Genomic DNA, 13,836 nt, shown 5'->3' on the forward strand with positions numbered 1-13,836 from the left:
TCATGGAATATGGTGAGGACATGGAATAGGAGGAAATTATGAGCAAGATCGCAGATTTTTTCAAATTTAAAGAACGCAATACCAGCTATAAGACTGAGCTTATTGCCGGTATCACAACGTTTATGACAATGGCGTATGTACTCGTCGTACAGCCGGGAGCGATTGTCGGTTATGGGGATGCCGCGTTTATTACAGATGTTAACGGTGTCATGATTACCAAGGAGGCAATCGTTGTCACCTGTGCCATTATCAGCGGGATAATCACCCTTTTCATGGCGCTGTATGCGAACTTGCCGTTTGCACTGGCAACCGGTATGGGAAGCAATTTCATGTTTGGGGCATTGATTCAGAGTCAGAAGCTGTCCTTTGGCGGGGCAATGGCTATGACGCTGATTTCCGGTCTAATCTTTTTGCTTTTGACGATTTTCGGTATTCGTGATTTGATCGTCAAGGCGATACCGAAGAATATCAAAATATCCATTGGTACTGCAATCGGATTTTTTATTGCTTATCTGGGATTTAAAAACACAGGAATCGCAGCCTTTACAGATAGTGGCATGGGAATGGGAAATTTCAAAGACCCGGCGGTTATGCTGGCTGTTCTGGGACTTGTCATCATCGCTATTCTGACTGCTTATAAGGTCAACGGTGCCATTCTGATCGGTATTATCATTGTTACGCTGGTGGGAATTCCGGCAGGTGTTACAACTGTTCCGTCCACCTTTGCCAAGGTACCTGATTTCACTGGTCTGGGAAATGTCATGTTCAATCTGGATTTTAAATCCGTATTCAGCTTTTCATCTGTTATTCTGATTTTTACAGCATTCTGTGGGGATTTCTTTTCTACCCTGGGAACAATTCTGGGTGTTAGTGCAAAGGCCGGAATGCTGGATGAAAATGGTGATTTGCCGAATATTCAGCAGCCGTTTCTGGTCGATGCAATCGGAACCTGCGTAGGTGCACTTACCGGTAATACGGTCATTACTACCTTTGTAGAATCCAGTGCAGGTGTGGAAGCAGGCGGACGTACCGGCTTTACCAGTGTCGTCGTATCCGTGATTTTTATGGTTATGGTATTTCTTTCACCGCTGGTACTGATGATTCCCGATGCTGCAACCGGACCGGCTTTGATTTTTGTAGGCTTTTTAATGATCAGCGGATTTAAGGATATTGATTTCGCAGATTTCACAGAATCCTTCGGGCCTTTTGTCATGATTATGTTTACGGTATTTACAGGCTCTATTGCCAGCGGTATCTCTGCCGGTATTCTGGCATTTGTTCTTATCAAAACCGCTACCGGAAAATTCAAAGAGGTGCATCCGATCATGTATGTGATGGCGATACCTCTGGTCTGCTATTTTGTATTTGGATAAAGTAAAGGATGCATGAGAATGCATCTTTTTGAGAAAGGAAGTGTTGTATATGAGGCTACAGCCAAAAAATAAAAAACAACTGCTAAAGGCAGCGCTTGGAGAAATACCAAGTGATCTGCTGATTAAAAATATTCAGCTGGTCAACGTGATTACCGGAGAAATTTATCCTGCAAATGTATTTGTTTATGACGGTATGATCGCCCATGTGGAATATAAGGATCTGCAGGCTGATCTGGATAAGGCAAAGACTGTTGTGGATGGACAGGGACGCTATCTGATTCCCGGCTTTCTGGATGCGCATGAGCATATCGAAAGCTCCATGATGACACCGCGTAATTTCGCTAAGGCTGTGATTCCGCATGGGACAACAACTGTTATCACTGATCCCCACGAGATTGCCAATGTATGGGGAATGGACGGTGTACGGTATATGCATGACAGCGGTGAAGGTCTGCCGATGCGTCAGCTGATTGATATTCCAAGCTGTGTGCCTGCTGTACCCGGTCTGGAGAATGCCGGGGCGGATTTTCTGGCAGAACAGATTGAAGAGCTGTGCGGCTTAGAACGTGTAATCGGTCTTGCGGAGGTCATGGATTTTCTTGCTGTTATTCACGGCGAGGATCGCATGATGGATATACTGAAGGTTGCGGAGGAGCGCGGTTTGTATATGCAGGGACATGCTCCGTATGTAAGCGGGCGTATGCTGTCAGCCTATCTGTGCGGCGGCCCGAATACCTGTCATGAAACCCGTGCATCTGAGGAAGGACTGGAAAAGCTGCGCAGTGCCATGTATGTGGATGCCAGAGACAGCTCCATCACAAAGAATGTAAAAGATATCTGGGAAGGTGTCAAACATATTAAATTCTTTGATCATCTGTGCTTTTGTACGGATGACCGTGAGGCGGATGATATCCTGAACAACGGCCATATGAATGATGTTGTACGTAATGCAATCCGCTGCGGAATGGATCCGGTAACAGCAATCAAGAGTGCCACCTATAATACGGCGCGTGAAATTAAAATCGAGAATCTGGGAGCGATTGCTCCGGGCTTTGTGGCAGATATGCTGATTGTGGAAAGCCTGGAGGAATTAAAGCCAAGTCATGTGTTCTTCAATGGCACACTCGTGGCGGAAAATGGAAAGCTGCTGGCTGAAATCAAGGATGAAAGCTATGCTATAGAACACCGCAATTCCATGCATGTAAAGGAATTAACGGCAGAGGATTTCCGCATTCAGGCACCTGTGAAAAACGGAACAGTGAAGGTGAATCTGATGGAATATAAGGATTTGCTGCTGTCAAGTACTCTGGTTTCCTGTGAGGAGCTTCCGGTGGAAAACGGATATCTGAAGCTGCAGGATCCGGATTTGAAATTTGTAGCTGTTGTCAACCGTCACAAGGGGCACGACACGGTTGCACTTGGCGTTGTGCGTGGCTTTGGTACGACAACGGGGGCGCTTGCTTCCACAGTATCACATGACTCACATAATCTGACCATTGTATTTGATGATGCAGAACATGCACTGCTTGCGGCAAAGGAGCTGATTGCATGCGGCGGTGGAATGTGTGCAGTTAAGGATGGCGAGATTCTGCATACCCTGCAGTTGCCGCTTGCTGGTCTGATTTCTTTGAAGCCTGCGGAAGAGCTTGCTGTAGATAATGCGAAAATGAAGGATGCAAACCGTGCCCTTGGTTTAGTGGATATGGAAAATCCACTGCTGAGAATCGTCACCTTGGCACTGCCGGTTATTCCAGAAGCAAAAATGTCTGATCTGGGATTGATCAATGTTTTGAAAAAGGAAATTATCCCGCTGTTTGCATAAATTGCAGTGCTTCTGTTTGAAAAGAAGTCAATACACTGAATACATAAAGTACAGTACTTTGTCATAGGAATAGAATCGGTTGGCAAAGAAGCTGGCGCTTACATATTAAATTTAGAAAGCAGAGAATGTCAGTAATTTCGGATTCTCTGCTTTTTCTATGCCTTTTTTTGTATGCTGCTTCCTAATTCTATGATGAATTCAGTATAAAAAATACAGGATGGCGCTCACATCAACAGTTTAGCAAGGGTCTGCAATATCGCAGTATATGGTTTCTTGCATTGGCGTATCGGCAAGCAAGTCCTTTCGGTCATAACCGTATACGAAAACAATCATGGTTGAAGCCTTTTTTCATCCTCACTTTTTTTTTCAGTTAATGATTTACAATATCGCCACTAAAATAGGATTGCCGATTCATGAATCACGAAAGCAAGCTGCAGAGAATAGATGATACTGACATAAATGTAACGATTACAGTGCTAAATCGAAATAGATTCATAGAACGCGTATATGTTTTCACCATAGCTGTAGGATGTGGAAAACTATTGTAATCCTGCAATTACATGTGGATTCCCTGTACAGGACTGTTGACGCAGGAAACGGATATGCTACAATGAGGATGAGCATTTGAATAGAATGATAGATTGATTACGTTTTGCAGCTCAAAAAACTACAGCGTATAAAAAAGAGAAATGAATTAAGAAATTTGTTTGATAATATAAAAATATTATAAGCAAATTCTTCATTATTTGTAATCGTTTGTAGCGAGAGAATGGAGGTAATTATGATAATAATGAATGAGAAGCATCGCCTGTATGTGGAACAGGAAGGAAAGTTGCTTGCAGAGATAACATTTCCGTTTGTAAAAAATCAGATTGTGGATATCAATCATACCTTTGTCCATACGGATTTACGCGGTCAGGGTATGGCAGGGGTACTAATGAGGGAAGCGGCCACTGTCATACGAGGGAACCAGTGGAAGTGTATAACAACCTGCCCTTATGCCCTTGCATGGATGAAAAAGCATCCCAAGGAACAGGATATATGGTTAGGAGAGGTTCTCTTATGAAGCTGGCCTGTGTCTATATCTCTGCACAGCATTTTCATGAGACAGTAGCCTTTTATGAGCAGCTGCTGGAGCAGGTGGGAAAAGAGATAACGCCAAATCGCTGGGTGGAGTTTTCCTGCGGACATACACTTGCTGTCATGAATGCAGCGTATGATGATGAGCGGCTACAATGGGAACAGGAAGTAGAAAAGCATTATAATAAGGAGTATATCAGAGATTGCATTCAAAAAGTGAATCAGGGAAATGATGTCATGATTCAGAATTATGTGTGTAACGATTTGAAAAAAGAATATGAGAGATTACAGTACCTGAAAATCGGGGAGCTTTCACCATTGTATTATGTGTCTATTTCCATGCCGTACTGGTATTTCAATTTGACAGACCCGGAGGGAAACGAATTGGAGATTACAGGGCCTTATGATATGACAGATTGTGTATAGGGGCAGGTCTTAGGATGCATACTAAGACCGGAGTGTGATAGATATGGAACAAAAAAAGAAACCCTGCTGTAACAGTGAGGAGCTGCTGCATATGGAAGAAGCGAAAAAGACTGCCGGTAATAATCAATGGACAAGTAATAACCTGAAATATTATCCGGATGAGCGGGAGCGTCAAGACGGGCCTGGCGGTAACTGACAAAGGAAAAAAGACCGATGCTTTCATCCTTGGAGTGAACAATCGGTTTTTTTAATTCAGCTCACATGTGTATGAAAAATAGATACATCATAGAAATTATGCTTTCAAACACCTGTTAATACTACAGCAGGTTGAAACTGGTAGTATATGAAACAAAAAACTTCATCAAGAAAAAGGAATCATTTATCTGATAGGTTTCATTTCGAGCTGCACTTTTCGATGAAATTTTTTGAAGCTGTGAAAGCAACACCTTATATCCTAACCTCCATATTCAAAAGCTCTGTTTCTGTGTACATATATCAGGCGTCTATACATCCGTTAGAATTTGCTGAATTGTAATTTCTCTCAGCTTTTTTCGATATTCCAGCTCTGCCCCGTATAAATAATGCATAATCTGTCGTTCCTTTTCCTTAACCTGCTTACGAGAATCAAAAACCTTATCCACAAGATTTGTACTGACGGCAAATTCTTCCTCTCCCTCAATGGCGTTAAACAAATCGAGAAAGGTGATTTGGGAGGGGGAGCGAAGCAGAACAAAGCCACCAGTTTTACTGGCAATGGAGGAAACGATATTTGCTTTTACAAGCTGTCGCATAATTTTCTTTAAATAGGAATCTGATACATCCAGTTTTTTACTAAGCTCACCGCTTTTTACCGGCCGGCTGCTTGTGCTGATTAACAGTACAATGCAGATAGCTTGTTCCAGACTGCCGCGTATCCTCATAGCATCACCTTCTAACAGCTATAGTATAGCGGTATCTACTTTCCTATTGCAAGCCTTTTCTTTTTTTTGATCGTCCATTTCTCTGTGAAATTTTCATAACAAATCTAAACATTCTGTAAATAGCATTGACACCTGCATATAATGTACTATAATTCCAGTATTCCGTGGATATGTAATATCTATGGATTAGAAAGAAGAGGATACGATGAAAGAAGAATGGAAACAGATTATGAGCAGTACCTGGATAAAAATCGTGCTTGCGGCAATTGTGGTAATTCCCATGCTGTATGCAGGTATTTTTCTGGGATCTATGTGGGATCCTTACGGGAATGCGGATAAAATTCCTGTTGCAGTCGTTAACGAGGATCATACAGTATCTTATAACGGGTCCAAACTTCATATAGGGGACGATCTGGTTTCAAATTTAAAAAAGGCAAAGGAAATGGACTTTCAATTTGTGGATACAAAGCAGGCTGAGCAGGGACTGAAGCATGGTTCCTATTATATGATTATCACCATACCAAAGAATTTTTCAGCCAATGCAACGACACTATTGGAGGAACAGCCAAAGAAAATGGAGTTGAAGTATACTACGAATCCGGGTACGAATTATATTGCATCGAAAATGGATGAAACTGCGATATCCAAAATTCGGGAACAGATTTCTGCCACTGTGACAAAAAGCTATGCGGATACATTGTTTTCAAATGTAAAGGTATTGAGCAGCGGATTGAAAACGGCGGGACAGGGTAGTCAGAAAATCCAAAACGGCTTATCTGACAGTATTTCAGGAAATCGCACAATTACGGAAAATCTGAATACTCTGGCGTCCAGCTCGCTGACATTTCGAGATGGTAGTGAAGCTGTGCAGAATGGTTTACTGGCATATACAAACGGCGTTGCATCTCTTCAGAAGGGAACTCAGCAGCTGCGAAGCGGGGTACGCACCATGGATAGCAAAAGCGCTGTGCTGGTGAGTGGAGTAGCTGCTATGGATACAGGAAGTGATGAACTGCGTCAGGGTGTACAGGCTTATACGGCTGGAGTTGCTGCTTTACAACAGGGCAGCGGGCAGCTCATGGAAAACTCCAATGCTTTAAATCAGGGTGTCGATGCTCTTGCGCAGGGCACCTCAGATTTGAAAAAGGGCAGTCATCTAATCCTGCAGAAATTACAGGAGGCTTCCGCATCCTTAAAGGGCAGTGCCTCTTACAATGCCAAGCTGTTGAATGATCTTCATCAAAAGAATACCGAGGGCAGTCTGGATTTAATGCAGCTTTCACAGGATGCAAAAACGCTGGTGCAGAAGATGAATTCACAAATCGAAGCAAATGAGACAACAAGACAAAATCTTAACACAGCTGTACAGGCATTGAAGGATAACAATAACAAGATGTCTGAAGAAACGATTGCAAGCATTGAGGCGGCGGCAGAGCAGTTAAAAGAGGAAAATGATACCTATACAGCATGGATTGCAAAGCTGTCTGGTATGGTGTCTAAAAGTGAGGATATGGCGAAGCTTCTTGCCGGTAATGATCAGGCTCTGGTTAAGCAGCAGCAGGGACTTACCAATATGCAGCAGGCACTGGATAAACAGGGAACAACAGCTGATACCATGGGACTGATTCAGGGAATGCAGCAAATACAGAGCGGTCTTGATACAGCAGATGCATCACTGTCAGGAGAACAGGGATTGTCGACCGGTATCCATGCCTATACACAGGGGGCAGATACGATTGGAAACGGACTATCTGCATTGAATCAGCAATCTGCTTCTCTTACAAACGGAGCAGTACAGCTGCAATCAGGGGCAGCACAGCTCTATGCAGCCGTTCCTGTTCTACGCAATGGTATTACACAGCTGCAACAGGGTGCTGACGGGTTGTATCAAGGAGCATCCGTATTAAATAGCCGCAGTGCAGACTTGGTGAACGGATTACAGCAGCTTCGTGAGGGTTCATCAAAGATCAGCAGCGGGGCACAGCAGCTTGCTCAGGGATCCAATACACTGGGGGACGGGCTACTGCAGTTAAAGGATGGCTCCGGCACATTAACCACTTCTTTGAAGAAAGGAGCAAAGCAAAGCTCTGTTTCATCAGCCCCAAAGACCGCAGATATGCTGGCGCAGCCGGTTGCAACCAGTCATCAGGAGCTGAGTAAGGTGGAAAACAATGGGACAGCCATGGCTCCTTATATGATGTCGGTTGGTCTGTATGTTGCCTGCATGGCTTTTACCTTGATGTATCCGTTACTGAAGAATACATGTCAGACAACTTCCGGCTTCCGGCTATGGCTTTCCAAAGCCTCTGTCATGTATGCAATATCAACACTGATGGCAATTATCATGATCACAGTACTGATGCTGGTTAACGGTTTATCTCCGTATCAGACATTCCAGACCTTTGTCATGGCTGCTCTGATATCGGCAGGCTTTATGTCAATGATTGTGTTTTTCAATATCACCTGCGGAAAAATTGGCAGCTTCCTTGTTTTAATTTTTATGGTTTTGCAGCTTGGCGGGGCAGCAGGCACTTATCCGATTGAAACATCCTCCGGGTTTTATAATGCCATTCATCCGTTTATGCCGTTCAGCTACAGTGTACATGCCTTCCGTAATACACTGGCGATTGGAGGATCTATTGGGGCTGATGCACTTGTCTTTGCAGGTATGCTTATTGTGTTCTCTGCATTATCCATACTGTTCTACCACTGGAAGGCAGGAATCAGTGAGGAACATTTTCAACAGACACCGCTGGCACAGTTTCATTAGTCTATATTAAACGATATATGAAAAGCTACTTTTCTCTGATACTGGAAAGGGAACGCTGCTGCATATATCGTTTTTTCTATATCTTTGTCCTATCCAGGCAGGTTTTCTCCCTCATACTATGAAATGAGGTGAGAGCCTCAGTTAGGAGGATTTTATATGAAGTATGCAAATGGAGCCTGCTGCCCCTGGTTACAGGGAGAAAAGGCTGATACAGAAGAGTATTGCTATGATGATGTGGATTTTATGAATCTGAAGCCTGCGAAAAAACCTCAGCAGGTACAGACGCCGGGTATGGCATATGTACCGATGCAGGTATGGAAAAAACCGTATGAAATGGAGATAGGATTTCAGAGAGGGACAATCTTCCATGCTCTGGACAAACCGTTTTTAGGAGATGAGGGGGCGTGCTGATGAACAGAGAACGATTGTTAAGAAGACTGCAAATACTGGATTTCGCGATTCAGGAAACAGCCTTGTTTTTAAATTCTCATCCAAAAGACAAAGATGCGATGCAGTATTATCAGAATGCTTTGCGGGAGCGTAAGAGTATCGCAGGTGATTTTGAAAGATGCTACGGCCCGTTGACGAACCGGGATAATCAAAGCGAAAGCTGGGAGTATATCAAAGGGCCATGGCCATGGGAAAGAGAGGATTAGTCTATGTGGACATATGAAAAAAAGCTGCAGTTTCCAGTGAATATCAAAAAGCCGGATCCTGCATTCGCAAAGATTGTAATTTCGCAAATCGGAGGACCAGATGGTGAATTGGCTGCTTCCATGCGATATCTGAATCAGCGTTATGCGATGCCTTATGACAGGGTAAGAGCAATGCTGACGGATATTGGTACGGAGGAATGCGTACATAAAAGTTATCCGTCAAAAAAGCCTTTATTTATGGGAGATTTTCGGGTATAGGTAGAGCGTGAAATTATCTGCGGTGCCGCCATCGCGTATGGAACACTCTCTTTCATACTTGACACAGCGCAGGACTTCCTTCAGCATGGAGTTCTTTTCAAGGGCACTCATATTCTCGTACTGCAGGAGAAGCTGCTCTGTCATCGGGATGATGCTGGTGGCACTTTCAATGCGTTTGTTCTCTTCTATTATTTCCTGCTGCAGTGTCTTCTGCTTCTCTTCGATTTCTGTTATTCTGGAGGATATCTTCTGAGAACGCTGCAGGAAGGTGTCCACGTCATAGATGCCTTTTTCCAGAAAGTCGTGAATGTTATCATTCTGCTTGTTCAAATCCACTGTCTCTTCCCGCAGATCAGCCAGCTGGTTCTGCAATATCTGAAGAACACTGTCGTCGATCTGTGTGTGGCCATTGCTGATTCTCAGTTTTTCTTCCTTGATATATTCTGCCAGAACTTCGATGAGCTTCTGTTCAACATCATCAAAAGGTGCACTGACATTCCTGCATTTATTGTTGGGGCAGATCAGCCCGGTTCGAATGTTTTCTCTTTGATAAGGACGTCTTTGCATCTTGGCACCGCACTTCGCACAGATCACAAGCCCTGCCAGTGGATTTTTCATTTCTCTAGCGGAGGCTGGCAGTGGTTTATGCATGGAGAATTTCTTCTGGACCTGGTCGAAGAGCTGCTGATCAACGATAGGCGGATGAATACCGTCAGCCAGCAGATAGTCATCACTGCGGGGACGGCTTACAGATACGGAGCCGTTCTTTACTCTTTTACGCTGTCCTCTCCACCCCCAGCGGATCTTCCCAACATAGACCGGGTTCTGTAGGATATCTCTGACAGTAGGGTACACCCATTGTTTACCGGTCTTGGATGGGATCGCCATTTCGTTCAGCTGATCAGCAATGGTGGAGATGCCATGTGCTCCATATGCATACCAGCGAAACATCATCCTTACGACCTGTGCTTCCTTCTCCAGCGGCTTTAGAGTATACCCCTTGTCGTTCTCTATCTTGATACGTTCATAGCCGTATGGAGGACGGTTGCCCACATATTTGCCTTCCTTAACGGATGCCTGTCTGCCGTTGTTCAGTCTGCGTTTGATCGTCTTATATTCACGGCGGGACATGAAAAGTCCAAACTCAAAATACTCTTCATCGAACTCGTTGTTTGGATCGTATGTTTTAATCGGTGTGATGATCTTCGTATCGGACAGCTTGAAGGCCTGGGCTACGATGCCCTGGTCGATCGTATCACCTCTTGCAAGACGTTCTACTTCCATGACCAGTACACCATCCCATACACCCTGTTCCACTTCAGACAGAAGCTGCTGCATCATCGGTCTGGAGGCAATGGTTTCTCCAGATACGACTTCACGATAAATGTCAGCAATCGGCAGGTGCTGACGTCTGGCAAGCTCCAGGAGCGCTTTTTCATGACGGGCAAGTGTTTCTCCTTCACCACGCAGCTCCGCTTCCTGGTCAGCGCGGGACTTCCTTAGATAAATTAAATATTGCATGTTGATACCTCCATTTACATTTTATGCTTAGTTGTGGTAAAATAGAGGCATAGAAAAAGATATGACTGGGTAGGTCATTTTTCTATGCTTGATATCAGTTGGCGCTGATATCGGACACTCTCTGTTGGCGCAGGGGGTGTTTTTTTGTTTTATATGTTTAAAAGCTGTTTCTCACGAGCTTCGGATTCTTCTTGCATAGTTGAGGAATGGATCATTGCAACAGGGTGCCTTTCTTTTTTTATGGACGCATATAATTATTCTTTGTTTTTTAATGCATGTATTTCAAAAAAGAGAGAGCTATTGAATTGATTTCATCATCCATTTGTTTATCAGTTTCTATAACTCTGTTCTTTCTAGGTCTATATACGTATCCTTTTGCTTGTGATTTTTTTGCTTCATATAAAAATTCTTGAAGCTCCTGTTTTATTCCATGAATTTCCCTTTTTGTTAATGCTTTTTCACAATACTCCACACACTTATTTATATCTATTTTTTTTAGTATTTTAGCAGCTCTTAAAATTGAAGAATCCCAACCCACTTCGTTAATTGCTATATCTGATAAAATACTAAGAGCGCTAGTAAAATCATATTCTTTTTCGTAGAGTTCCGATAATATGAGTAATATTGACGATTTAGGAATAAGTTGGTTTACTCGAAACCAATCTTCATTATTAGCCTTATCAACATAATTTTGTATATATTCGATTGCTGCAGGACGATAAAATGCACCTTTTTCTTTATATGCTAGTCCTGTTACTAATTGATCATAAAGTAAAGGCGAATCTTTATATTTTAAGACCATCAGCTCAAACAATATGTAACGACATTTATAGATAACGTTGTTTGAAAGAGAATAAAATTTTAGTGATTTTATATCAGCTTTATTAGACATCTTAATTATTTTCATAATTAAATTTTGCTCATCTTCATTTATGGTGTCAAACTGATAATATTCATTAGTTTTATTTACAGATACATTAGTAGTTTTATGTGAAAACAGCTTATCAAAAATTCCCATATATATCACCTTATTTCTTATTTAGTTGATATAACTTTTCCGATACAGATGGTATTGTTTGTAAGAGGGATATTCTTATACTTTTTATTATGGCTAATTAAAACACCGTCACCAAGTTCTTTTACAAACGCTTCTCCATTGATCATGAAGATACCTGTCTCACCGACACATATCTCTGACTGCTTCTTTATCAGTAGCGTATCACCATCATAGTACGTAGGTTCCATACTATCTCCATTTACACCGATAGCAAAATCCACTTGCATGTTATCCATCTCATTTTCTATTTCAATCATTTCTGGTGGGATGTCATCGAATACATATTGCCCGGTCCCGGCAGATGCCACATGGCCATAATAGGGTACTAATAAAGGGGGCTGAAGCATTATGAATTCCTTTGCTTGCTCTGTCCGCCGAGAAATAGATAATCTTTCTATAATATCATTAACTATTTTTTTATCACATTCTTCTAAACTGCGATATTTCTTTATGTGGCTGCTTTCGCTCTCGGAAAGTTGTGCTTCAGCTTTTATTAGCTTTGTCATTTCATCTTGATAAAGATAATTTGCATCACATTTTAATGCATCAAAGAGCTTATACAATAGTTCAACTTTCGGAGAACTAACGCCATTTTCATAATTAGCAATGGCAGAAGGGGTTACTCCGATTAAGTTAGCTAGTTCGATCCGGGTTAACTTTAAATCTTCTCTTCTTTCTTTGATTCTGCTATTCAAGCTCATAAAATCACCTAACTTTCTGTATATATGTTCATTATAACAAGAACTTTTGATTTTTCAATACTTTATTTACATAAAACTTGTAAAAATGTATTGACTTTACAAGAAATATTGATATTATAAAGGTGTTACAAGATTCTTGTAACTAAAAAGGATGTTACCTCCGCATAGTGATTAACATCCCTACTATTAAATTGGTGTTTCCCTAATAGTTCTGTTTTTCTAAAAAGAAAGTACGAGCTGGACTGCCTATCCAGTAAGCCATTGAAACGATTTTATAGCCTTTTGCTATTGCACTCTTTACAACAGATGGCTTTGAGGTACAAAACTTCTTTTTTCTCACTAAATCACCTCCTATCTAGCGGAGGCACCAATTATTCTTATTATAACAGGAAGGAGAGATGAAATGAAAGAATTCACCTACGAAACCTTAGTAAGTAATATCAAAAAATTGATATTTGAGAAAGGAATAAAACAGGGAGTAGTGGCCAAAAGAGCACATTTTACTGAGAGTGAGTTTAGCAATATGCTGAATGATAGAAGAAAGCTCATCAGGGCGGAACATCTCCCGCGGATAGCTTTTGCTCTTGGTGTTAATGTAAGCGAGCTTTTTAAAACCAGCGATTCAGATTAGGAAGGGAAGTGAGAAATCTGATGATTTTATTTATGCAAATATCCAGTGCGATAATAGTCTTATTATGGTTAATTTCTGGATTTGCTTACGCCTGTGGTTCTGTAAGTTTCTTGTATATATGTACGAAAAAGAAATTGAATATATGGCTAATGGTTTTTGCAGTAACAACCGCAATCATAATTACCGCATTAGTTTGTGTTTATTTTTATGAATATGCCAGGTAAGAAAGGCGGTATCTGAATATGTATGTTGTTCTATCTTATGGTGTAATCGGCAGAGTATCCGAAATCTGTACGTGTGAAGAATGCAAGAAGCGTGGAGAAACAGAAGTATTTATTGATGATCTGCGTGGTAATTATTTGGATTGTATCAAGTACCATGATTTATTTGACAGAAATGTAGTCTTAAATATTGGCAAGAAATTAGAGGATTTAACCATTAGCCGTGCAAACGAAGAAATGAATAAAGTGGTGGCAGATTTGTATCAAGGCGAGTTCCTCAGGAGCGATAGAGAAAGAAAGTGAGAAAATGAACAAAAGGAAAAAGAAAAAGGCTTCATCCAAATCTGCCAATTTGAAAAAGCCAATTTCTATTTCAATTCCATTGGTTATAAACAAAAAG

15 protein-coding genes are annotated in these 13,836 nt (G+C 41.8%); 10 read left to right on the forward strand and 5 right to left on the reverse strand.

Going from position 1 to position 13,836, the window contains the following annotated elements; genetic code table 11:
- Positions 1-38 precede the first annotated feature (38 nt).
- The 4 genes from GKZ87_02750 to GKZ87_02765 all read left to right on the forward strand — a co-directional run bounded on the left by GKZ87_02750 (position 39) and on the right by GKZ87_02765 (position 4,701).
- Positions 39-1,373, forward strand: a complete 1,335-nt coding sequence (locus GKZ87_02750) for an NCS2 family permease (GenBank protein QSI24498.1) — start codon at positions 39-41, stop codon at positions 1,371-1,373.
- A 49-nt stretch (positions 1,374-1,422) separates the two neighbouring features.
- Positions 1,423-3,195 (forward strand): adenine deaminase, encoded by a 1,773-nt coding sequence (gene ade, locus GKZ87_02755; protein QSI24499.1) that lies wholly within the window; start codon positions 1,423-1,425, stop codon positions 3,193-3,195.
- A 781-nt stretch (positions 3,196-3,976) separates the two neighbouring features.
- Complete coding sequence (locus GKZ87_02760) at positions 3,977-4,261, forward strand: N-acetyltransferase (protein QSI24500.1); 285 nt, start codon at positions 3,977-3,979, stop codon at positions 4,259-4,261.
- Positions 4,258-4,701 carry a hypothetical protein gene (locus GKZ87_02765; protein QSI24501.1) on the forward strand — a complete coding sequence of 148 codons (444 nt, stop codon included), beginning with the start codon at positions 4,258-4,260 and terminating at the stop codon, positions 4,699-4,701. Before GKZ87_02760 ends, GKZ87_02765 begins: the two co-directional genes overlap by 4 nt.
- Before the next feature lie 503 nt (positions 4,702-5,204).
- Here the strand turns inward: GKZ87_02765 and GKZ87_02770 are convergent.
- Complete coding sequence (locus tag GKZ87_02770) at positions 5,205-5,621, reverse strand: Rrf2 family transcriptional regulator (protein QSI24502.1); 417 nt, start codon at positions 5,619-5,621, stop codon at positions 5,205-5,207.
- Between the two features lie 205 nt (positions 5,622-5,826).
- Between GKZ87_02770 and GKZ87_02775 the strand changes: the two genes are divergently transcribed.
- From GKZ87_02775 to GKZ87_02790, 4 genes are all read left to right on the forward strand, one after another.
- Complete coding sequence (locus GKZ87_02775; GenBank protein QSI24503.1) at positions 5,827-8,391, forward strand: DUF3533 domain-containing protein; 2,565 nt, start codon at positions 5,827-5,829, stop codon at positions 8,389-8,391.
- A gap of 156 nt (positions 8,392-8,547) precedes the next feature.
- Entirely contained in the window at positions 8,548-8,802 is a 255-nt protein-coding gene (locus GKZ87_02780; protein ID QSI24504.1) for a spore coat associated protein CotJA, read from the forward strand.
- Positions 8,799-9,047, forward strand: coding sequence for a spore coat protein CotJB (locus tag GKZ87_02785; GenBank protein QSI27864.1), 249 nt, complete (start codon positions 8,799-8,801; stop codon positions 9,045-9,047). The genes GKZ87_02780 and GKZ87_02785 overlap by 4 nt, the downstream gene beginning before the upstream one ends.
- A gap of 3 nt (positions 9,048-9,050) precedes the next feature.
- Positions 9,051-9,305 carry a spore coat protein CotJC gene (locus tag GKZ87_02790; GenBank protein ID QSI24505.1) on the forward strand — a complete coding sequence of 85 codons (255 nt, stop codon included), beginning with the start codon at positions 9,051-9,053 and terminating at the stop codon, positions 9,303-9,305.
- On the opposite strand, the gene GKZ87_02795 is transcribed toward GKZ87_02790, so the two are convergent.
- The 4 genes from GKZ87_02795 to GKZ87_02810 all read right to left on the reverse strand — a co-directional run bounded on the left by GKZ87_02795 (position 9,279) and on the right by GKZ87_02810 (position 12,924).
- The gene (locus tag GKZ87_02795; protein ID QSI24506.1) at positions 9,279-10,826 is read right to left on the reverse strand and encodes a recombinase family protein; all 1,548 of its coding nucleotides are present in this window, start codon (positions 10,824-10,826) and stop codon (positions 9,279-9,281) included. The genes GKZ87_02790 and GKZ87_02795 overlap by 27 nt on opposite strands.
- Positions 10,827-11,094: 268 nt before the next feature.
- Positions 11,095-11,844: a hypothetical protein gene (locus tag GKZ87_02800; protein ID QSI24507.1), complete on the reverse strand. Its 750-nt coding sequence runs from the start codon at positions 11,842-11,844 to the stop codon at positions 11,095-11,097.
- A 17-nt stretch (positions 11,845-11,861) separates the two neighbouring features.
- Positions 11,862-12,584, reverse strand: a complete 723-nt coding sequence (locus tag GKZ87_02805; GenBank protein QSI24508.1) for a helix-turn-helix domain-containing protein — start codon at positions 12,582-12,584, stop codon at positions 11,862-11,864.
- Positions 12,585-12,786: 202 nt separating this feature from the next.
- Entirely contained in the window at positions 12,787-12,924 is a 138-nt protein-coding gene (locus GKZ87_02810; protein ID QSI24509.1) for a hypothetical protein, read from the reverse strand.
- A 63-nt stretch (positions 12,925-12,987) separates the two neighbouring features.
- Here GKZ87_02810 and GKZ87_02815 point away from each other — a divergent pair, with 63 nt between their 5' ends.
- Both GKZ87_02815 and GKZ87_02820 read left to right on the forward strand, forming a co-directional pair.
- Positions 12,988-13,215: a helix-turn-helix domain-containing protein gene (locus tag GKZ87_02815; protein ID QSI24510.1), complete on the forward strand. Its 228-nt coding sequence runs from the start codon at positions 12,988-12,990 to the stop codon at positions 13,213-13,215.
- A gap of 242 nt (positions 13,216-13,457) precedes the next feature.
- Complete coding sequence (locus GKZ87_02820) at positions 13,458-13,739, forward strand: hypothetical protein (protein ID QSI24511.1); 282 nt, start codon at positions 13,458-13,460, stop codon at positions 13,737-13,739.
- The last annotated feature ends 97 nt before the right edge of the window (positions 13,740-13,836 follow it).

The sequence above is a fragment of the Erysipelotrichaceae bacterium 66202529 genome (assembly GCA_017161075.1).
In the GTDB taxonomy this organism is placed as follows: Bacteria; Bacillota_I; Bacilli_A; order Erysipelotrichales; family Erysipelotrichaceae; genus Clostridium_AQ.